The sequence below is a fragment of the Roseateles sp. genome, from assembly GCF_044373315.1.
Taxonomy (GTDB): domain Bacteria; phylum Pseudomonadota; class Gammaproteobacteria; order Burkholderiales; family Burkholderiaceae_C; genus JACDQM01.
Genome location: NZ_JBILQK010000051.1, coordinates 1 through 16,325, shown reverse-complemented (window position 1 = coordinate 16,325; position 16,325 = coordinate 1). Strand labels below are relative to the sequence as shown.

The window sequence follows — 16,325 nt, the reverse complement described above, 5'->3', positions numbered from 1 at the left end:
CATGTACGCCTACACCGACTTCGACCGCCAGTTCGTGCGCGCCCGCGCCGCGCAGTTCCGCGACCAGCTGGAGCGGCATCTCGCCGGCACCCTTCCCGACGACGAGTTCCGGCCGCTGCGTCTGCAAAATGGCTGGTATGTACAGCGTCATGCGCCGATGCTGCGCGTGGCCGTGCCCTATGGCGTGCTCTCGAGCAAGCAGCTGCGCCAGCTGGGCCGCATCGCCCGTGAGTTCGACCGCGGCTATGGCCACTTCACGACGCGCCAGAACCTGCAATACAACTGGATTCCGCTGCCCCAGGCCGCTGACGTGATGGACCTGCTGGCCGATGTCGATATGCACGGCATCCAGACCAGCGGCAACTGCATCCGCAACATCACCAGCGACGGCCTGGCCGGCATTGCGTCAGACGAGATCGTCGATCCGCGCCCGTATGCGGAAGTGCTGCGCCAGTGGAGCACGCTGCATCCTGAGTTCGCCTTTCTGCCGCGCAAGTTCAAGATCGCCATCTCCGGTGCCGCCGAGGACCGGGCCGCCATCGCCTGGCATGACATCGGTCTTCAGCTGAAGAAGAACGCCGCCGGCGAGGTCGGTTTCCAGGTGCTGGTCGGTGGCGGAATGGGCCGCACACCTGTGATCGCCCAGGTGATCAACGACTTCCTGCCCTGGCAGCAGATCCTGGTCTACATCGAGGCCATCGTGCGGGTCTACAACCGCTATGGCCGCCGCGACAATATGTACAAGGCCCGCATCAAGATTCTGGTGAAGGCCGAGGGCCAGCAGTTCTTTGATGCTGTCAATGAAGAGTTCCGCCAGATCCTGGAGCAGGACGAAAGCGGCCACGAGCACATCATTCCGCAGGCCGAGCTGGACCGCGTGGCGGCGAGTTTCGTCGTGCCGGTTGGCGTGAACGCCACAACGGCCGTCGACATCTTCACCGACGTGCAACCCGGCGCCTACAAGCGCTGGCTGGAGCGCAATGTGCACAGCCACCGACTCAGTGGCTACCGCGCGGTGACGCTGTCGCTGAAGCGCGTGGGCATCGCCCCGGGTGACGCCACCGATGCGCAGATGGAAGCGGCTGCAGCACTGGCTGAAACCTTCAGCCATGGCGAGTTGCGCGTCACACACGATCAGAACCTGCTGCTGCCCTGGGTGCGCGAGACCGATCTGCCCGCCGTCTTCGAGGCCGCAAAAGCAATCGGCTTCACGACGCCCAATATCGGCCTGCTGACCGACATGATTGCCTGCCCCGGTGGCGATTTCTGCGCACTGGCCAATGCGCGCTCCATTCCCGTCGCGGCGGATGTTACCGAGCGTTTCCAGGATCTGGACGAGCTCTACGACATCGGCGATATCGACCTGCACATCAGCGGTTGCATCAACAGCTGTGGCCACCACCACAGCGGCCACATCGGCATCCTCGGCGTCGACAAGGACGGCAGCGAGTGGTACCAGGTGACGCTGGGCGGATCGGACGGCTCGACCTTGTCCGGCGCTGCGCTTCCCGGCCGCGTGATCGGCCCGTCTTTCGCCGCGGATGAAGTCGGGGACGTGATCGAGTCCGTCGTGCAGACTTACCGCAGCCAGCGCAGCTCGGCGGCCGAGCGATTCATCGACACCGTGCGCCGCGTCGGCATCGACCCCTTCAAGCAGGCCGCCAACGCCGTGCGTTCGTCCACCGCCACTGCCTGACCGACCATGAAGTTCATCAACCCCCAACAAGACCCATGGCATCGCGTCGCCGGAGAAGACGGCCCGGTCTCGCATCCCGTCGCCGCGCCCCATCTGCTGCTGAGCCTGGAGCAATGGCATGCTGTGCGCGACACCTGGCCGGCCGGCATGCCCGTCGGCGTGCAATTGGCCAATGACTTCGACATCGAGGACATCACCGCCGACCTGCCGCGGCTGGCCCTGGTCGCGCTGAGCTTCCCAAAATGGGTCGATGGCCGGGCCTACAGCCAGGCCCGCCTGCTGCGCTCGCGCTACCGCTTCGGCGGCGAAGTGCGCGCGGTCGGCGAAGTGCTGGTCGATATGCTGCCGCTGCTGGCACGCACCGGCTTCGACGCGGTGCAGCTGCGCCCGGACCAGAGCCTCGAGGCGGCCCAGCGCGCGCTGGCCTTTTTCCCGGCGCATTACCAGGGCGATGTGCACGAGCGGCGTCCGGCTTTTGCAAAGGGCACAGCTTGAGCAGCAGTACCATCTCTGCCCTGCCCGGCAGTGCGGCCGCCAGCACCGCGATCGCGCTGTACGCCCGTGCCACTGAAGGCTTCGAAGCCCGCCTGTTGCGCAGCCGGGCCGTGCTGGCCGATGCCTTCGGAGCCGATGGCAACAGCCTGCTGCAATCCAGCAGCCTGGGCGCCGAGGACATGGTGATCACCGCGCTGATCGCCGAGCTGGGCCTGCCCGTTACGGTGGCCACGCTGGACACAGGCCGCCTGCATGGCGAGACCCTGGCGCTGCTGGCGCAGATCGAGTCGCGCTACGGCATCAAGGTCGAGATCTTCAAGCCGGTGAATGAACAGGTCGTGCAGTTCGTGCGCAAGCGCGGCGAGAACGCGATGTACGAGAGTCTGGCGCTGCGCAAGGAATGCTGCGCAATCCGCAAGCTGGAGCCGCTCTCACGCATGCTGGCCGGCCGCAGCGCCTGGATCACCGGCCTGCGTCGCGAGCAGAGTGCCAACCGCGCCGAGGTGCCCTTCAGCGAGCCTGACGGCCAGGGCCGCACCAAGCTCAACCCGCTGGCCGAGTGGAGCTGGGCCGATGTCTGGCACTTCATCGAGACCCACCAGGTGCCCTACAACGCGCTGCACGACCAGTTCATGCCAAGCATCGGCTGTGCCCCGTGTACACGTGCGATAGCGGTCGGTGAGGACTTCCGCGCCGGGCGCTGGTGGTGGGAGGACGAAAATGCCAAGGAATGCGGCCTGCATCAGGCCAAGAGCAATGAAGAATTGAAGAAGTCTGGAGTTCAGGCATGAATGCCTCGGTGAATCTGGAAAAACTGTTGCCGGCGGTGGACCACCGCCACCTCGACCACCTGGAAGAAGAAGCCATCTTCATCCTGCGCGAAGTGGCCGCGGCCTTCGAGCGTCCCGGCCTGCTGTTCTCGAGCGGCAAGGACAGCTGTGTGGTGCTGCACCTGGCCGAGAAGGCCTTCAAGCGCAAGATCAGCGCGCCGGGCGAGCGCCCGCGCTTCGCCGGCCAACTGCCCTTCCCGCTGGTGCATGTGGACACCGGCCACAACTTCCCTGAAGTGATCCAGTTCCGCGACGAGCGCGTCGCCGAGATGGGCGAGCGCCTGGTGGTCGGCCACCTGGAAGACAGCATGAAGCGTGGCACCGTGCGCCTTGCCCACCCGCTGGAATCGCGCAACGGCCACCAGACCGTGACCCTGTTGGAAACCATTGAAGAGCACCGCTTCGACTGCTTGATTGGCGGCGCCCGCCGTGACGAGGAGAAGGCGCGCGCCAAGGAGCGCATCTTCAGCCACCGCGACGCCTTCGGCCAATGGCTGCCCAAGGAGCAGCGTCCCGAGCTGTGGAACCTGTTCAACACTCGCATCCGTCCCGGCGAGCATTTCCGTGCCTTCCCGATCAGCAACTGGACCGAGCTGGACGTGTGGCTCTACATCGCCCGCGAGAACATCCCTCTGCCCAGCCTCTACTACGCGCATCAACGCCAGGTCATCCCGCGCAAGGGCCTGCTGGTGCCACTGACCGACGTGACGCCGCCGGAAGCCGGCGAGGCGGTGGAAACCGCCACCGTGCGTTTCCGTACCGTCGGCGACATGACCTGCACCTGCCCGGTGGAAAGCACGGCCGCCAACGCCACTGACATCGTCGCCGAGACCCTGACTGTCACCGTCAGTGAACGCGGCGCCACCCGCATGGACGACCGCACGTCCGAGGCCTCGATGGAGCGCCGCAAGAAGGAGGGCTATTTCTGATGTCTGCAGTTCTGAACGACCGCCTGGTGCACCAGGCCGATGTCGACACCCAGCACCGCGCACTGCGCTTCCTGACCGCCGGCAGCGTGGACGACGGCAAGAGCACGCTGATCGGCCGCCTGCTGTTCGACAGCCGCGCCATCCTGGCCGACCAGCTCGACACGCTGGAGAAGCGCGCCGCCGGCGCGCCCATCGACCTGAGCCTGCTGACCGACGGCCTGGAGGCCGAGCGCGAGCAAGGCATCACCATCGACGTGGCCTACCGCTACTTCGCCACCAAGACGCGCAAATTCATCATCGCCGACGCACCGGGCCATGAGCAGTACACGCGCAATATGGTCACGGCCGCCGCAGGCAGCGATGCCGCCGTGGTGCTGGTGGACATCACCAAGCTCGATCTGAGTGAGAAAGAGCTGACCCTGCTGCCGCAGACACGCCGCCACAGCCTGCTGGCGCATCTGCTTCGCGTGCCCAGCATCGTGTTCGCAATCAACAAGATCGACGCGCTCGACGCACCAGCCGAGGCCTATGCCAAGGTCCACGCCGCGCTGACCAACTTTGCAGCCCAAGCCGGTATCACCGTGGCGGCCATCGTGCCGGTGTCGGCACTGCGCGGCGACAACGTCACGCAGCCGCTGGCGGCCGACTGGTACGACGGCCCCTCGCTGCTGCAGGTGCTGGAAGGCCTGCCGACGGTGCAGGAAGCGGTTGAAGGACAGCTGGCACTGCCGGTGCAATACGTTGCGCGCGAAGGCGAAGGTACCGGCAATCAGCCGCGCACGCTGTGGGGCCGCATCGCCCAGGGGCAGGTCAAGGCCGGCGACACGGTGCAGATCCTGCCCAGCGGCGAGACTGCTGTGGTGGCCGAGGTGCGCCGCGCTGGCGAGACGGTGGCGCACAGCGTGGCCGGCGAATCCGCCGGCGTGGTGCTGGACCGCCAGCTCGACGTGAGCCGCGGCGACTGGATCGTCACGCCGGGCAGTGCCAAGCCAACGCAGAGCTTCGAAGCCACGCTGGCATGGCTGGACACCGAGCCAGCCATTCCCGGCCGCAAGTACTGGCTGCGCCACGGCAACCGCTGGGTCCAGGCCCGCATCAGCGCCGTCGAGCACAAGGTCGACATCCACAGCCTGGCCGAGACCGAGGCGCATGAACTGGCGGTCAACGAGATCGGCCATGTGCGCATCGAGACGCAGGCCGCGTTGCCGGTGCAGCCCTACGCAAGTAACCGTGTCGGTGGCGCGCTGATCATCGTCGACCCCGCCAGCAACCGCACCAGTGGTGCGCTGCTGGTCCGCTGAGGAGCCTCGGCATGGGACGCGTGATCTTTGTCAGCGCCGGCCCCGGTGCGGCCGATCTGATCACCTTGCGCGGTGCAGGTGCGCTGGCGCGTGCCGAGGTCGTGCTGTTCGATGCACTGACCGATCCCGCGCTGCGCGAGCTGGCACCGCAGGCGCACTGGATCGATGTGGGCAAGCGCGGTTTCTGCGACTCCACCGCACAGGCGGCCATCAACGCCGCCTTGGTGAAGCAGGCTCGACAACATGATTGTGTGATCCGGCTCAAGGGCGGTGACGCCAGCATCTTCGGCCGGCTGGAAGAAGAGCTCGACGCGCTGGCGGCGGCTGGCATCGAATCCGAGGTGGTGCCTGGTGTGACGGCGGCGGTTGCCGCCGCCGCCCAGCTGCAGCGCCCCCTGACGCGCCGCGGCGCCGGCCGCAGCGTGAGCCTGACGACGGCGATGACCCGCGACGGTGACCTGCAGGCGCAACATTCGGCGGATACCGAGGTGTTCTACATGGCCGGCCGCCAGCTGGGCGCGCTCGCACGCAAGCTGCAGGACGCCGGCTGGCCAGCTGACACGCCGGTGGCCGTCGTGTCACGGGCCGGTTGTGACGACGCGCTGTACAGCGATCACCGGGTTGCCGACCTGGCCGCAGCGGCCATGCTGCACCGCGGCCGCCCCACGGTCGTGACGGTCGGCGTCGGGGCCCAGCCGCTACGCAAACCAGCGCTGGCACGACAAAACCCCCTGATTGACAGCGCTCAAGCCAGCGCAGCCAGGGTGAACGATTAAAATCCCGCCCTTGTGCGCCACCGCAGAGACCGCCGAGACCCGGCGGGCGCTGGCGTCCCAGGGCCCCACCAATACTTCAGAGCTGCTCCATGACCCACGTCGTTACCGAAGCCTGCATCCGCTGCAAATACACCGATTGCGTTGATGTCTGCCCTGTCGACTGCTTCCGGGAAGGCCCGAACTTCCTCACCATCGATCCGGACGAGTGCATCGATTGCGCCGTCTGCATTCCGGAGTGCCCGGTCAATGCCATCGTCCCTGAGGAAGATGTGCCCGGCGACCAGCAGCACATGATCAAGCTGAATGCGCAGCTGGCCCAGAAATGGCCCAGCATCACCAAGCGCAAGGCGCCGCTGCCCGATGCCGACGACTGGAAGGACAAGACGGGCAAGCTCTCCGAGCTGATCCGCTGAACCCTGCCCGGCCAGCCCTGAGGCTGGTCTGCTCAACGAATGGAAAACCAAGTGACTCAAGCCACCTCCACCGCCGCTGGCGTGATTGAAACCGATGCCGTCATCGTCGGCGCGGGCCCGGTGGGCCTGTTCCAGGTGTTCGAACTCGGACTGCTGGAGATCAAGGCCCACATCATCGACTCACTCGCCTACCCCGGCGGCCAGTGCATCGAGCTGTATCCGGACAAGCCGATCTACGACATTCCGGCCGTGCCCGTGTGCACCGGCAAGGAACTGACCGACAACCTGATGAAGCAGATCGAGCCCTTCGGCGCGACCTTCCATCTGGGCCAGGAAGTCACCACGGTGGAAAAGCAGGCCGACGGCCGCTTCTTCGTCGCCACCTCCAAGGGCACGCAATTCCTGACCAAGACCATCTTCATCGCCGGTGGTGTGGGCAGCTTCCAGCCGCGCACGCTGAAGGTGGACGGCATCGACAAGTACGAAGGCTCGCAAGTGCACTACCGTGTGCGCAAGCCCGAGCAGTTCGCCGGCAAGAACCTGCTGATCGTCGGCGGCGGTGACTCGGCGCTGGACTGGGCGCTGAACTTCTGCGGCGGCAATGAGGACGGCAACCCGCACAAGGCCGAGAGCGTGATCCTGCTGCACCGCCGCGACGGCTTCCGCGCCGCGCCGGCCAGCGTGGCCAAGATGCGCGAGCTCTGCGATGCCTACGAGATGCAGTTCATCGTCGGCCAGGTGACCGATATCGACGAAGCGGACGAACAGCTCAAGGGCGTCAAGGTCACCGGCGGTGACGGCGTCACCCGTGTCGTACCTTGCGACCAGGTGCTGGTGTTCTTCGGCCTGAGCCCTAAGCTCGGCCCGATCGCCGAATGGGGCCTGTCGCTGGAACGCAAGCAGATCGTCGTCGACACCGAGAAGTTCGAGACCAGCACGCCCGGCATCTTTGCCGTGGGCGATGTGAACACCTACCCGGGCAAGAAGAAGCTGATCCTGTCGGGCTTCCATGAAGCCGCACTGGCCGCCTTTGGCGCCATGCCCTACATCAACCCGGACAAGCGTGTGCATCTGCAGTACACCACCACCAGCCCCAAGCTGCACAAGGTGCTGGGCGTGGAAACGCCCGTGTTCGACTGAGCTCGCAGCATCGCCTGCCAAAGCCCGCCATCCGGCGGGCTTTTTTCATCCTGCCGATAGAATGCAGCTCTTCGCTAGGGGTGCTGGCTTTCGCAAGAGAGCCGGCTGAGAAAGTCCCTTTGAACCTGATCCGGCGCGCTCTACGCGTGCCGGAGTCCCCACAAGGGGATCGAGTTAATCCTCGCGCAGGGAAGCACGCAAGACACCATCGACGTGACAGCAGGCCTTTCTCTCGCGCTGTCCGGGTGTCTGCGAATTGCCGACCTGCCATCGACCTTGAAGTCCAAGATGGCAACACACGCCCTGAAACTCTCCGCTCTAGCCGCCGCCTTGCTGGCGAGCCATCCCGCATTCGCGCAATCCAGCCTGCCCGCCGTTACGGTGGCTGGACGCAATGCCGATGCCCCCGTGCGCATCGGCGGCTGGGGTGACACGCCCGTGGCCAAGCTGCCGCTGCAGGCCAATGTGCTGAACAGCGAGCGCCTGCTGGATGCCGGCATCTCGAACCTGGCCGGACTGACACAGCTCGACGCCAGCGTGGGTGACGCCTACAACTCGGCCGGCTACGTGTCCTATCTGAAGATCCGCGGTTTCGATCTCGACAACCGCTTCAACTACCGCCGCGACGGACTACCGATCAGCGCCGAGACGGCATTGGCGCTGGGCAACAAGAGCAGTATCGAGGTGCTCAAAGGCACCAGCGGCATCCAGGCAGGCACCAGCGCCCCCGGCGGCCTGGTCAACCTGGTGCTCAAGCGGCCGGACGCCCAGCTGCTGGCCCTTAGCGCCGGTGTCAGCGAGCGCGGCACGCTGGAAGCGGCGGTGGACTGGAGCCAGCGCTTCGGCACGGCCAAGGCCTTCGGCCTGCGCATCAATGCGGCCGGTGCTGCGCTGCGCCCCGAGCTCAGGGACGCGCAGGGCGAGCGTCAGCTGCTGGCCCTTGCCGGTGATTGGCGCATCAGCCCTGACACGCTGCTGGAAGCCGAGTTCGAGTGGAACCGCCAGTCCCAATCCAGCCAACCCGGCATGAGCCTGCTCGGCAGCAAACTGCCCGATGCCAAGGCCTTCGACCCACGCCGCAACCTCAACAACCTGCCCTGGTCGCAGCCAGTGGTGTTCGACAACAGCCATGCCTCGCTGCGCTGGCAGCAACGCCTGTCGGCCGACTGGCGCGCCCAAGCGCATCTGGGCGTGCAAGAGCTCAAGACCGACGACCGCCTGGCCTTTCCCTATGGCTGCTCGGCCGAGAACGCCTGGGACCGCTATTGCAGCAATGGCGATTTCGACCGCTACGACTTCCGCAGCGAGGGTGAGCGCCGCCGCAGTCAGGCGCTGGACCTGTCCTTGAGCGGCAAGCTGGCCATGGCCGGCCTGCAACACCAGATCAGCGCCGGCCTGCTGCTGAGCCGCTACCAGGCCCACCTCGGCGCGCAGACCAACCAGCAGGTGAGCCCAGGCAATGTCTTCATCGACCAGCCCTCGCCGCCCATGGCCGAGCCCAATGACGTCAACACCAACCGCGAAGAGCGCAGCAGCGAGCTCTACCTGCGCGACGCCGTGCAGATCGACAAGCAATGGCAGGCCTGGCTGGGCTTGCGGCACAGCCGCATCGAGCGCGAAAGCGTACGTACCGATGGCTCGCGTGCAACCGACTACAGCCAGAGCTTCAGCACGCCCTGGCTGGGTCTGAGCTACGCCATCAACCCAACGCTGATGGCTTACGGCAGCTGGGGCGAGGGCGTCGAATCGGAAGTCGCCCCCAACCGCAGCCGCTACATCAACCGGGGCCAGGTCTTGCCCGCCTTGAAGAGCCGCCAGTTCGAACTCGGCCTGAAGTCCGGCAGCAGCACCGTCGATTGGTCGGTCAACGCCTTCGACATCCGCCGCCCGGCGTGGAGCGATATCGGCGCCTGTGACGACAACGCCGGCAGTTGCACCCGCAAGGCCGATGGCTACGCGCGCCACCGCGGCCTGGAAGGCCAGGCTGATATCAAGTGGAGTGGCGGCGGCCTGCTGGCCAGCGCGATGAAGCTCAAGGCCCGCCGTGAAGCAGCCATCGATCCCGCGATGAATGGCCTGAAGCCGGCAAACGTCGCCGAGACCTCGATCAAGCTCAACGCCCGGCAGCGCCTGGCCGCCTTGCCAGCACTGCAGCTCAACGCCGGCCTGGTCCACGAAGGCGCACGCACTGTGCTGCCTGACGCCAGCCTCAGCATCCCCGCCTGGACCCGGCTGGATGCAGGCCTGCGCTACGAGCAGACACGGGGCAAGCAACTGCTGATCTGGCGCGCTGGCGTCGACAACCTCGCCGACAAGCGTGCCTGGCGCGAGTCGCCCTACCAGTACGGCCACGCCTATCTCTACCCGCTGGCACCCAGGACCTGGCGCGCCAGTGTTGAAGTGCAGTTGTAAAGCACCAAAAACTCTGGCTATAATGCAAGGCTCTGTTCCTCGATAGCTCAGTCGGTAGAGCGCCGGACTGTTAATCCGTAGGTCCCTGGTTCGAGCCCAGGTCGAGGAGCCAGAATTTCAGCTGCAGCGGTACGGATCCGCTACAGCACACAGAAACAAAAACTACCGGTCAATTCCTCGATAGCTCAGTCGGTAGAGCGCCGGACTGTTAATCCGTAGGTCCCTGGTTCGAGCCCAGGTCGAGGAGCCAAAAGAGAAGCCCCCAGCATCGCAAGATGTTGGGGGTTTTTTCTTGGCGCAGCGCTGATTGATCGACTCAAACCCACTTACCAAGAAGCCATGAAGCCACTCATCCGACTCTTCTTCAAAACCCTGCGAGTGCTGCTCGGCCCGTTGATGCTGCTGAAGGAACGCCTCACGCGCCCGGCCGCCATCCAGCGCGCCGCCGAGAAGCAAGCTGAGGTGGAACGCCAATGCCAGAGCCTGACCCTCTATCAGTTCAGGACCTGCCCCTTCTGCATCAAGGTGCGGCAGGAGATGCACCGTCTGGGCTTGCCGGTCGAGAAGCGAGATGCGCAGCATGATGAGGTGGCTCGCAGCGAACTGCTGCAGGCCACCGGTGCGACGAAGGTGCCCTGCCTCAAGATCACCGCACACAACGGCTCGATCGAATGGCTGGGTGACTCAGGGAAGATCATCGACTACCTGCGCCAGAAGTTTCCAGCATGAGTGCCACGCTAGCGCGCTGAACTGCAGGATCGCCGCGCCGCGAACTACCAGCGCGACGCGGCTTGACGCGGGCATTCGCCCGGGCTCAGCGCAGCGCCAGCCAGATCTCGTTGCGCCGCAGGAACCAGGGAGTGAGCGGCGCGTTGTAGCGCGCCAGCACCGGCTCGCCTTGCGTGGCGATGCCCTGCGCTTGCAGCAACTGCCTCAACTCGCCCAGATGCTCCAGGTAGTTGGCCTGCGACCAGGTGCCTGAGTAGCGCAATACCGCCCAGTTGGCGGCCGGCACCTGGCGGATCTGCACGCGCGGGTCGATCGGCTCGGGCGCCGATTCCAGCGTCACCGCCTTGGGCAGCACGAACTGAACCAGCATGCCGCCAGCCACCGCGGCCTGCGTCACAGGCGCCGTCATCTCCATGCGCATCGGCGCGGCGGTCTCAGTCACCGGCGCCGTCATCGCAAACTTCTTCTCGCCCTTGTTCTTGCCGAAGATGTAGCCGGCAAGAATCGGAAAAGCCTTGTTGCCGGCGTCCTCAGCGCCGCTCTCCAGCAACACCTCGGCCACCACATAGGGCGCATAGCGGCGCAGCTCGACCTTGTCGATGGTCTTCACAACCTCGTACTCAGGTTCTTCGATGGCTTGGCTGTGCAGCGGCATGAGAGCGAGCGAGAGCAGAAGCAGGAGACGGCGCATGGCGGTGGGCGGCTGAGGGGTCAGTCAGACTTTGCAACGATGGCGCAGTATCTGGCTTAGCCCCATGCGCCGCGCAAGGCTGAGCATGCGACTGCGCTGCCGTCAGGGGCTTGCCAGACGGACCGGCGCGGGCAGCAACAAACCCTCATGCAAGGCCACATGTTCCAGGGCCGCCTCGAAGCTGGCGCGCGCGGCGGCGGCCACCTGCCCCAAATAGGCATGCAGCCGCGCGTCTGCTGCGCTGCGATGCGCGCATTCGGCGCTGTAGGCCTCGAAGTGTGAGAGCTGCATCAGCAACTCGGCCACATGCCGCGGGCACTCGCAGGCAATCGTCGATGACAGGCCGGCAAAGTCGGCCAGTGCTGCATCGTCCCAGCGGCGCGCCGGAATGGGCTCACCGCGCCGCGCGGGCCAGGCCGCCGCTGCAGCTGCATCCACACTGGCGCCAGACAGCATGTGCAGCCACTGCCCCAGCACGGCATCGGCTTGCGGCTCGCGCAGCAAGCTGATGCCTGCCCTTGCCAGTGATTCACAGACCGGCTCGGCGGCAAAGCTGTAGATCAGCGCCTTGGGTACAGCGCTCAGGGCAGGCGCAGCGGCTTCGACCGCTGGCAGCCAATCGGCCAGCACGGTAGGCTCCTGCAGCAACAGCGCATCCACATCCGAGGCTTGCAGCGCGGCCGCAGCCTGCGCCAGGTCGCTGAAGGGCCCCAGCAGCTGCAGCGGACGACCCAGGCGGCGCAGCAGTGCCGACCGCTGCAGACGCACGCCCAACGCCGCGCCGATCACCGCCAGGCGCCAGGGACGAGATGGCGCAGGCGCTGCGGCGGCCGGTGTCAGCTGCACCTTCTGCAGATCAGCCAAGGCCTGCGCATGCGTCGCGGCCACCTGCTGCAGCTCCGCCATCGGCAGCGATGCCAGGCTGCCGATGGCATGGCCAAGATCCGTCAACTGTTTCAGCAGCGCCAGCCGGCGCACATCGTCGGCCGAGTACAGGCGCTGGCCGCTGGCCGACAGTGCCGGCTGCGTCACGCCGTAACGCCGCTCCCAGACGCGCAGCGTCGCCACCGGCATGCGCAGCATGCGCGCCACCGCGCCGCTGCGGTGCAAGGTCGGCTCTGCCACGGCGCCAGGCCGGGGGTTCGCGCGCGGGCTCGTCTTGCTCATATCTGGGGCCTCTGGCTTCATTGAATCGCTTTTGACGCCGATTATGCTCGCACTCTGCTCTGGATTAGGTGTGCTGACTCGCTTTTGAAGCCTCATTCTGTAGAGTTCACTCGTCAACTGTTTGACTCAGCCACCCTCCCCAGGAGTTCGCCATGCATCTGCAAATCCCCCGCCGTGTGTTCCTGATGACCGTGGCCGCCTCTGGCGTGGCGCTCGCCACCCGTGCGCAGGCGCAGGCCCAGTTGGACGAGAAAGACCCCCAAGCCGTGGCGCTGGGCTATGTGGCAGATGCCAAGCGCGTCGACGCCAAGAAGTACCCGCGCTTTGCCGCCGGGCAAAACTGCAGCAACTGCGCGCTGTACAAGGCCAAGGCGACCGACAAATTCGGCGGCTGCCCGCTGTTTGGCACCAAGCAGGTGGCAGGCGCCGGCTGGTGCAATGCCTGGGCCAAGAAGCCCTGAACCCGGTTCAGCGCCAGCGGACTGCACAATGACTGCGCACGGCGGCTCCACGCCCTCCTTCCGCGGCAACAAGGCGAGCCTGCCCAGCAAGCTCTGCGCTGCCTGCGGCCGGCCCATGAGCTGGCGCCGCCACTGGGCCAAGAACTGGGGCGAGCTGAAGTTCTGCTCCGAGCGCTGTCGGCGCAGCAATGGCAAGCGCCATGGCTGAGTTGCGCCATCTCGTCCTCGTGCTGGGTGATCAGCTCGACCTCGAGGCCGCCGCTTTCGACGGCTTCGACGCGAGCAGCGATGCGGTCTGGATGGCCGAGGTGGCGGAGGAATCGATCCATGTCTGGTCGAGCAAGCCGCGCACGGCCCTCTTCCTGTCGGCCATGCGGCACTTCGCCGAGGCGCTGCAACAAGCCGGCCGGCCACTGCACTACACCCGGCTGGACGCGCCTGACAACGCCGGAAGCCTGCATGCGCAGTTGCTGGCTGACATCCATCGCCTGCGACCCCAGGCCCTGGTGATGACGGCACCGGGCGACTGGCGCGTGCTGCAGGCCCTCAAGTCCGTGGCTGAAGCCAGCGGGCTGGTGTTGGAGTTGCGCGAAGACCGCCACTTCTTCTGCAGTGTGCGCGAGTTCGCCGCGCATGCCCGGGGCCGCAAGTCCTTGCGGATGGAGTATTTCTACCGCGAGCAGCGCAAGCGTCACGGCGTGCTGATGCAGTCGCCGGCCGAGGGCGCAAGCCAGCCAGAACCGCTGGGCGGCCAGTGGAACTTTGACGCCGACAACCGCGAAGCTTTAGCCGGCACCGGCCCAGCCGACCTGCCGCCGCGCTGCCGCTTCGAGCCCGACACCATCACGCGCGAAGTCATCGCCCACGTCAACCGCCGCTTTGCCGCCCACCCCGGCAGCCTAGACAGCTTCGCCTGGCCGCTCACGCGCCCCCAGGCCCTGCAGGCGCTGCAGGCCTTCATCGAGCAACGCCTGCCACTGTTCGGGCGCTACCAGGATGCGATGTGGCCGGGCGATGCCTGGCTGTATCACTCCCACCTGTCGGCGGCCCTGAACCTGAAACTGCTCAGCCCGCGCGAGGTTGTGGCGGCGGCCGAGGCTGCCTTTCATGCCGGGCATGTGCCCCTGGCCAGCGCCGAAGGCTTCATCCGGCAGATCCTGGGCTGGCGCGAATATGTGCGCGGCATCTACTGGACACACATGCCCGGCTATCTGGAGCGCAATGCACTCGGCGCACAAGAGCCCCTGCCGGACTGGTACTGGAGCGGCCACACCGACATGGCCTGCTTGCGCGATGCGCTGCAGCAGACGCTGGCCCACGGCTATGCCAACCACATCCAGCGCCTGATGGTGACCGGACTCTTTGCACTGATGCTGGGCGTCGATCCCAAGCAGCTGCACGCCTGGTATCTGGCCGTCTATGTCGATGCGGTGGAATGGGTGGAGCTGCCCAACACCCTGGGCATGAGCCAGTACGCCGACGGCGGCCTGCTGGGCAGCAAACCCTATGCCGCCACCGGCAAATACATCCAGCGCATGAGCCCGCACTGCAAGGGCTGCCGCTATGACCCGGCCGAGCGCGTCGGCGCCAACGCCTGCCCCTTCACCACGCTGTACTGGGACTTCCTGCTGCGCCATGAAGCAACACTGGCTGGCAACCCGCGCATGGCCCTGCAAGTAAAAAACCTGGCGCGCATCGACGACGCGCAAAAGCAGGCGGTGCAGCAGCGCGCGGCGGCGATCCGGCGCGGCGAGATCGGCGCCATGCGCAACTCGACCCCTCAGCCCGCCGTCCAGGCAGAACTGCATGTCTGAACCCTACGCCCCAACCCTGGAAGCCGCGCTGGCCCGCATCGCCGCGGTCCGCCCGGCCGCCTACGCCCGCACCCGCAATGCGCTGGACGGTGCGGTGAGCGGCCTGTCCCCCTACATCAGCCACGGCATCGTCAGCCTGGCCGAAGTTCTGGCCGGTGTGGCCGCCCACCACCGGCTGGACATGCAGCACAAGTTTGTCTACGAGCTGGGCTGGCGCGCCTATTTCCGCCATGTCTGGCAGCAGCACGGCGACGGTATCCTGCGCTCGCTGCATGAAGGGCCGCTGCCCGACTCGGCCTATGCCACCGAGTTGCCGGCCGACATCCGGCAGGCACAGACCGGCGTGCCGGTGATCGACGAAGCCGTGCGCACGCTCTACCGCAGCGGCATGCTGCACAACCATGCGCGCATGTGGCTGGCCAGCTACATCGTCCACCTGCGCCATGTGCACTGGCGGGCCGGCGCCGACTGGCTCTACGGCCATCTGCTCGATGGTGACCTGGCCAGCAACCACCTCAGCTGGCAATGGGTGGCCGGCACCGGCAGCCGCAAACCGTATCTCTTCAATGCCGAGAATGTGGCTCGTTATGCGCCAGCCGCCTGGCACAGCCCGGGCAGCGTGATCGACACCAGCTACGACGCTCTGGACCTGCTGGCGCGCCAGCCGTGGCCAGGTGTGGCGGCATCGCCTGCCGGTGCGGCCACCGACGAGCCCTTGCTCCACGACAGCCCTCCCGCCGCACTGGCGGCCACGGCGCCGTCTGCTACCGATGTGGCCGGGCGCGATGTCTGGCTAGTCCACCCCTGGAGCCTCGGCCTGCTGCCGCCCGCCCTGCCTGCAGACACGTTGGTGCTCGGTCTCTTCGTCGACGAGTTTCACTGGGCCTGGCCCTGGAGCGAGCGGCGCTGGCACTTCGTCGGCCGCCGCATGGCCGAGCTGGCAGACCGGCTCTGGCAAGGCGATGCGGCCGCCATCGGCTCCGCGCTGGCCAGCGCCCGCAGCGTACGCAGCGTCGCCGAGCCGCACCTGGAAGCCTGGCTGCCACGCTGGGCGGCCTGCGAGCCTGCGCCGGCACTGTTTCCGCCGGTGGCCCGACGCTGCGACTCGTTCTCGCAATGGTGGACCCACGCCTCACGCGGCCTGCACAGCGCCGCCGATCTATTGGCCGTCAACGAGGTGCCCGCATGGTGAAAGAGCCCGTCAGCCCAAGCAACGGCCAGGCTGCGCCGCTGCTGGTGTTGTATGACGGCAGCTGCCCGCTGTGCCGGCGCGAGATCAGCATCTACCGTGACCTGCGCCCAAATGCGCCGCTGTGCTTTGCCGACGTCAGCGATCCGGCGCTGCCGCTACCTGATGGCGTGAGCGGCCCGACGCGCGCACAGCTGATGGCCCGCTTCCATGTGCGCGCCGCCGACGGCCAACTGCTCAGCGGTGCTGCCGCCTTTCTGGCGCTGTGGGCCGCGCTGCCTG

17 protein-coding genes, 2 tRNA genes and 1 riboswitch are annotated in these 16,325 nt (G+C 66.5%); of the genes, 17 read left to right on the top strand and 2 right to left on the bottom strand.

Features of this window, described 5'->3' with window-relative positions; translation table 11 throughout:
• Position 1: 1 nt before the first annotated feature.
• The 12 genes from ACIQ67_RS12665 to ACIQ67_RS12610 all read left to right on the top strand — a co-directional run bounded on the left by ACIQ67_RS12665 (position 2) and on the right by ACIQ67_RS12610 (position 10,721).
• Complete coding sequence (locus ACIQ67_RS12665) at positions 2 to 1,696, top strand: nitrite/sulfite reductase (protein WP_397534729.1); 1,695 nt, start codon at positions 2 to 4, stop codon at positions 1,694 to 1,696.
• Between the two features lie 6 nt (positions 1,697 to 1,702).
• Positions 1,703 to 2,191: a DUF934 domain-containing protein gene (locus tag ACIQ67_RS12660; RefSeq protein WP_397534728.1), complete on the top strand. Its 489-nt coding sequence runs from the start codon at positions 1,703 to 1,705 to the stop codon at positions 2,189 to 2,191.
• Positions 2,188 to 2,982, top strand: a complete 795-nt coding sequence (locus tag ACIQ67_RS12655; RefSeq protein ID WP_397534727.1) for a phosphoadenylyl-sulfate reductase — start codon at positions 2,188 to 2,190, stop codon at positions 2,980 to 2,982. Before ACIQ67_RS12660 ends, ACIQ67_RS12655 begins: the two co-directional genes overlap by 4 nt.
• Positions 2,979 to 3,950, top strand: coding sequence for a sulfate adenylyltransferase subunit CysD (gene cysD / locus ACIQ67_RS12650; RefSeq protein WP_397534726.1), 972 nt, complete (start codon positions 2,979 to 2,981; stop codon positions 3,948 to 3,950). The genes ACIQ67_RS12655 and cysD overlap by 4 nt, the downstream gene beginning before the upstream one ends.
• Positions 3,950 to 5,251 carry a sulfate adenylyltransferase subunit 1 gene (locus ACIQ67_RS12645; RefSeq protein WP_397534725.1) on the top strand — a complete coding sequence of 434 codons (1,302 nt, stop codon included), beginning with the start codon at positions 3,950 to 3,952 and terminating at the stop codon, positions 5,249 to 5,251. The genes cysD and ACIQ67_RS12645 overlap by 1 nt, the downstream gene beginning before the upstream one ends.
• 11 nt (positions 5,252 to 5,262) lie before the next feature.
• Entirely contained in the window at positions 5,263 to 6,027 is a 765-nt protein-coding gene (cobA, locus tag ACIQ67_RS12640) for a uroporphyrinogen-III C-methyltransferase (RefSeq protein ID WP_397534724.1), read from the top strand.
• Between the two features lie 89 nt (positions 6,028 to 6,116).
• Positions 6,117 to 6,440, top strand: coding sequence for a ferredoxin FdxA (fdxA, locus tag ACIQ67_RS12635; protein ID WP_397534723.1), 324 nt, complete (start codon positions 6,117 to 6,119; stop codon positions 6,438 to 6,440).
• Positions 6,441 to 6,479: 39 nt separating this feature from the next.
• Complete coding sequence (locus ACIQ67_RS12630) at positions 6,480 to 7,580, top strand: NAD(P)/FAD-dependent oxidoreductase (RefSeq protein WP_397534722.1); 1,101 nt, start codon at positions 6,480 to 6,482, stop codon at positions 7,578 to 7,580.
• Positions 7,581 to 7,646: 66 nt separating this feature from the next.
• A riboswitch (TPP riboswitch) is annotated at positions 7,647 to 7,789 on the top strand.
• Between the two features lie 79 nt (positions 7,790 to 7,868).
• Positions 7,869 to 9,992, top strand: coding sequence for a TonB-dependent siderophore receptor (locus ACIQ67_RS12625; protein ID WP_397534721.1), 2,124 nt, complete (start codon positions 7,869 to 7,871; stop codon positions 9,990 to 9,992).
• A 36-nt stretch (positions 9,993 to 10,028) separates the two neighbouring features.
• Positions 10,029 to 10,104, top strand: a tRNA-Asn gene (locus tag ACIQ67_RS12620).
• Between the two features lie 62 nt (positions 10,105 to 10,166).
• Positions 10,167 to 10,242 (top strand) — tRNA-Asn (locus ACIQ67_RS12615).
• 89 nt (positions 10,243 to 10,331) lie between these two features.
• Positions 10,332 to 10,721, top strand: coding sequence for a glutaredoxin family protein (locus ACIQ67_RS12610; RefSeq protein WP_397534720.1), 390 nt, complete (start codon positions 10,332 to 10,334; stop codon positions 10,719 to 10,721).
• 85 nt (positions 10,722 to 10,806) lie between these two features.
• Here the strand turns inward: ACIQ67_RS12610 and ACIQ67_RS12605 are convergent, their stop codons facing one another.
• Both ACIQ67_RS12605 and ACIQ67_RS12600 read right to left on the bottom strand, forming a co-directional pair.
• Positions 10,807 to 11,412 carry an SOUL family heme-binding protein gene (locus ACIQ67_RS12605; protein ID WP_397534719.1) on the bottom strand — a complete coding sequence of 202 codons (606 nt, stop codon included), beginning with the start codon at positions 11,410 to 11,412 and terminating at the stop codon, positions 10,807 to 10,809.
• Positions 11,413 to 11,514: 102 nt separating this feature from the next.
• The gene (locus ACIQ67_RS12600) at positions 11,515 to 12,579 is read right to left on the bottom strand and encodes a MerR family transcriptional regulator (RefSeq protein ID WP_397534718.1); all 1,065 of its coding nucleotides are present in this window, start codon (positions 12,577 to 12,579) and stop codon (positions 11,515 to 11,517) included.
• Positions 12,580 to 12,731: 152 nt separating this feature from the next.
• Here ACIQ67_RS12600 and ACIQ67_RS12595 point away from each other — a divergent pair, with 152 nt between their 5' ends.
• The 5 genes from ACIQ67_RS12595 to ACIQ67_RS12575 all read left to right on the top strand — a co-directional run.
• Positions 12,732 to 13,040, top strand: a complete 309-nt coding sequence (locus ACIQ67_RS12595; protein WP_397534717.1) for a high-potential iron-sulfur protein — start codon at positions 12,732 to 12,734, stop codon at positions 13,038 to 13,040.
• Positions 13,041 to 13,068: 28 nt separating this feature from the next.
• Complete coding sequence (locus ACIQ67_RS12590; protein WP_397534716.1) at positions 13,069 to 13,248, top strand: DUF2256 domain-containing protein; 180 nt, start codon at positions 13,069 to 13,071, stop codon at positions 13,246 to 13,248.
• Entirely contained in the window at positions 13,241 to 14,854 is a 1,614-nt protein-coding gene (locus tag ACIQ67_RS12585) for a cryptochrome/photolyase family protein (RefSeq protein WP_397534715.1), read from the top strand. The genes ACIQ67_RS12590 and ACIQ67_RS12585 overlap by 8 nt, the downstream gene beginning before the upstream one ends.
• Positions 14,847 to 16,046, top strand: coding sequence for an FAD-binding domain-containing protein (locus ACIQ67_RS12580; RefSeq protein WP_397534714.1), 1,200 nt, complete (start codon positions 14,847 to 14,849; stop codon positions 16,044 to 16,046). The genes ACIQ67_RS12585 and ACIQ67_RS12580 overlap by 8 nt, the downstream gene beginning before the upstream one ends.
• Positions 16,040 to 16,325, top strand: a 286-nt coding sequence (locus ACIQ67_RS12575; protein WP_397534713.1) for a thiol-disulfide oxidoreductase DCC family protein, incomplete at its 3' end; no start/stop codon positions are given. The genes ACIQ67_RS12580 and ACIQ67_RS12575, both read left to right, overlap by 7 nt.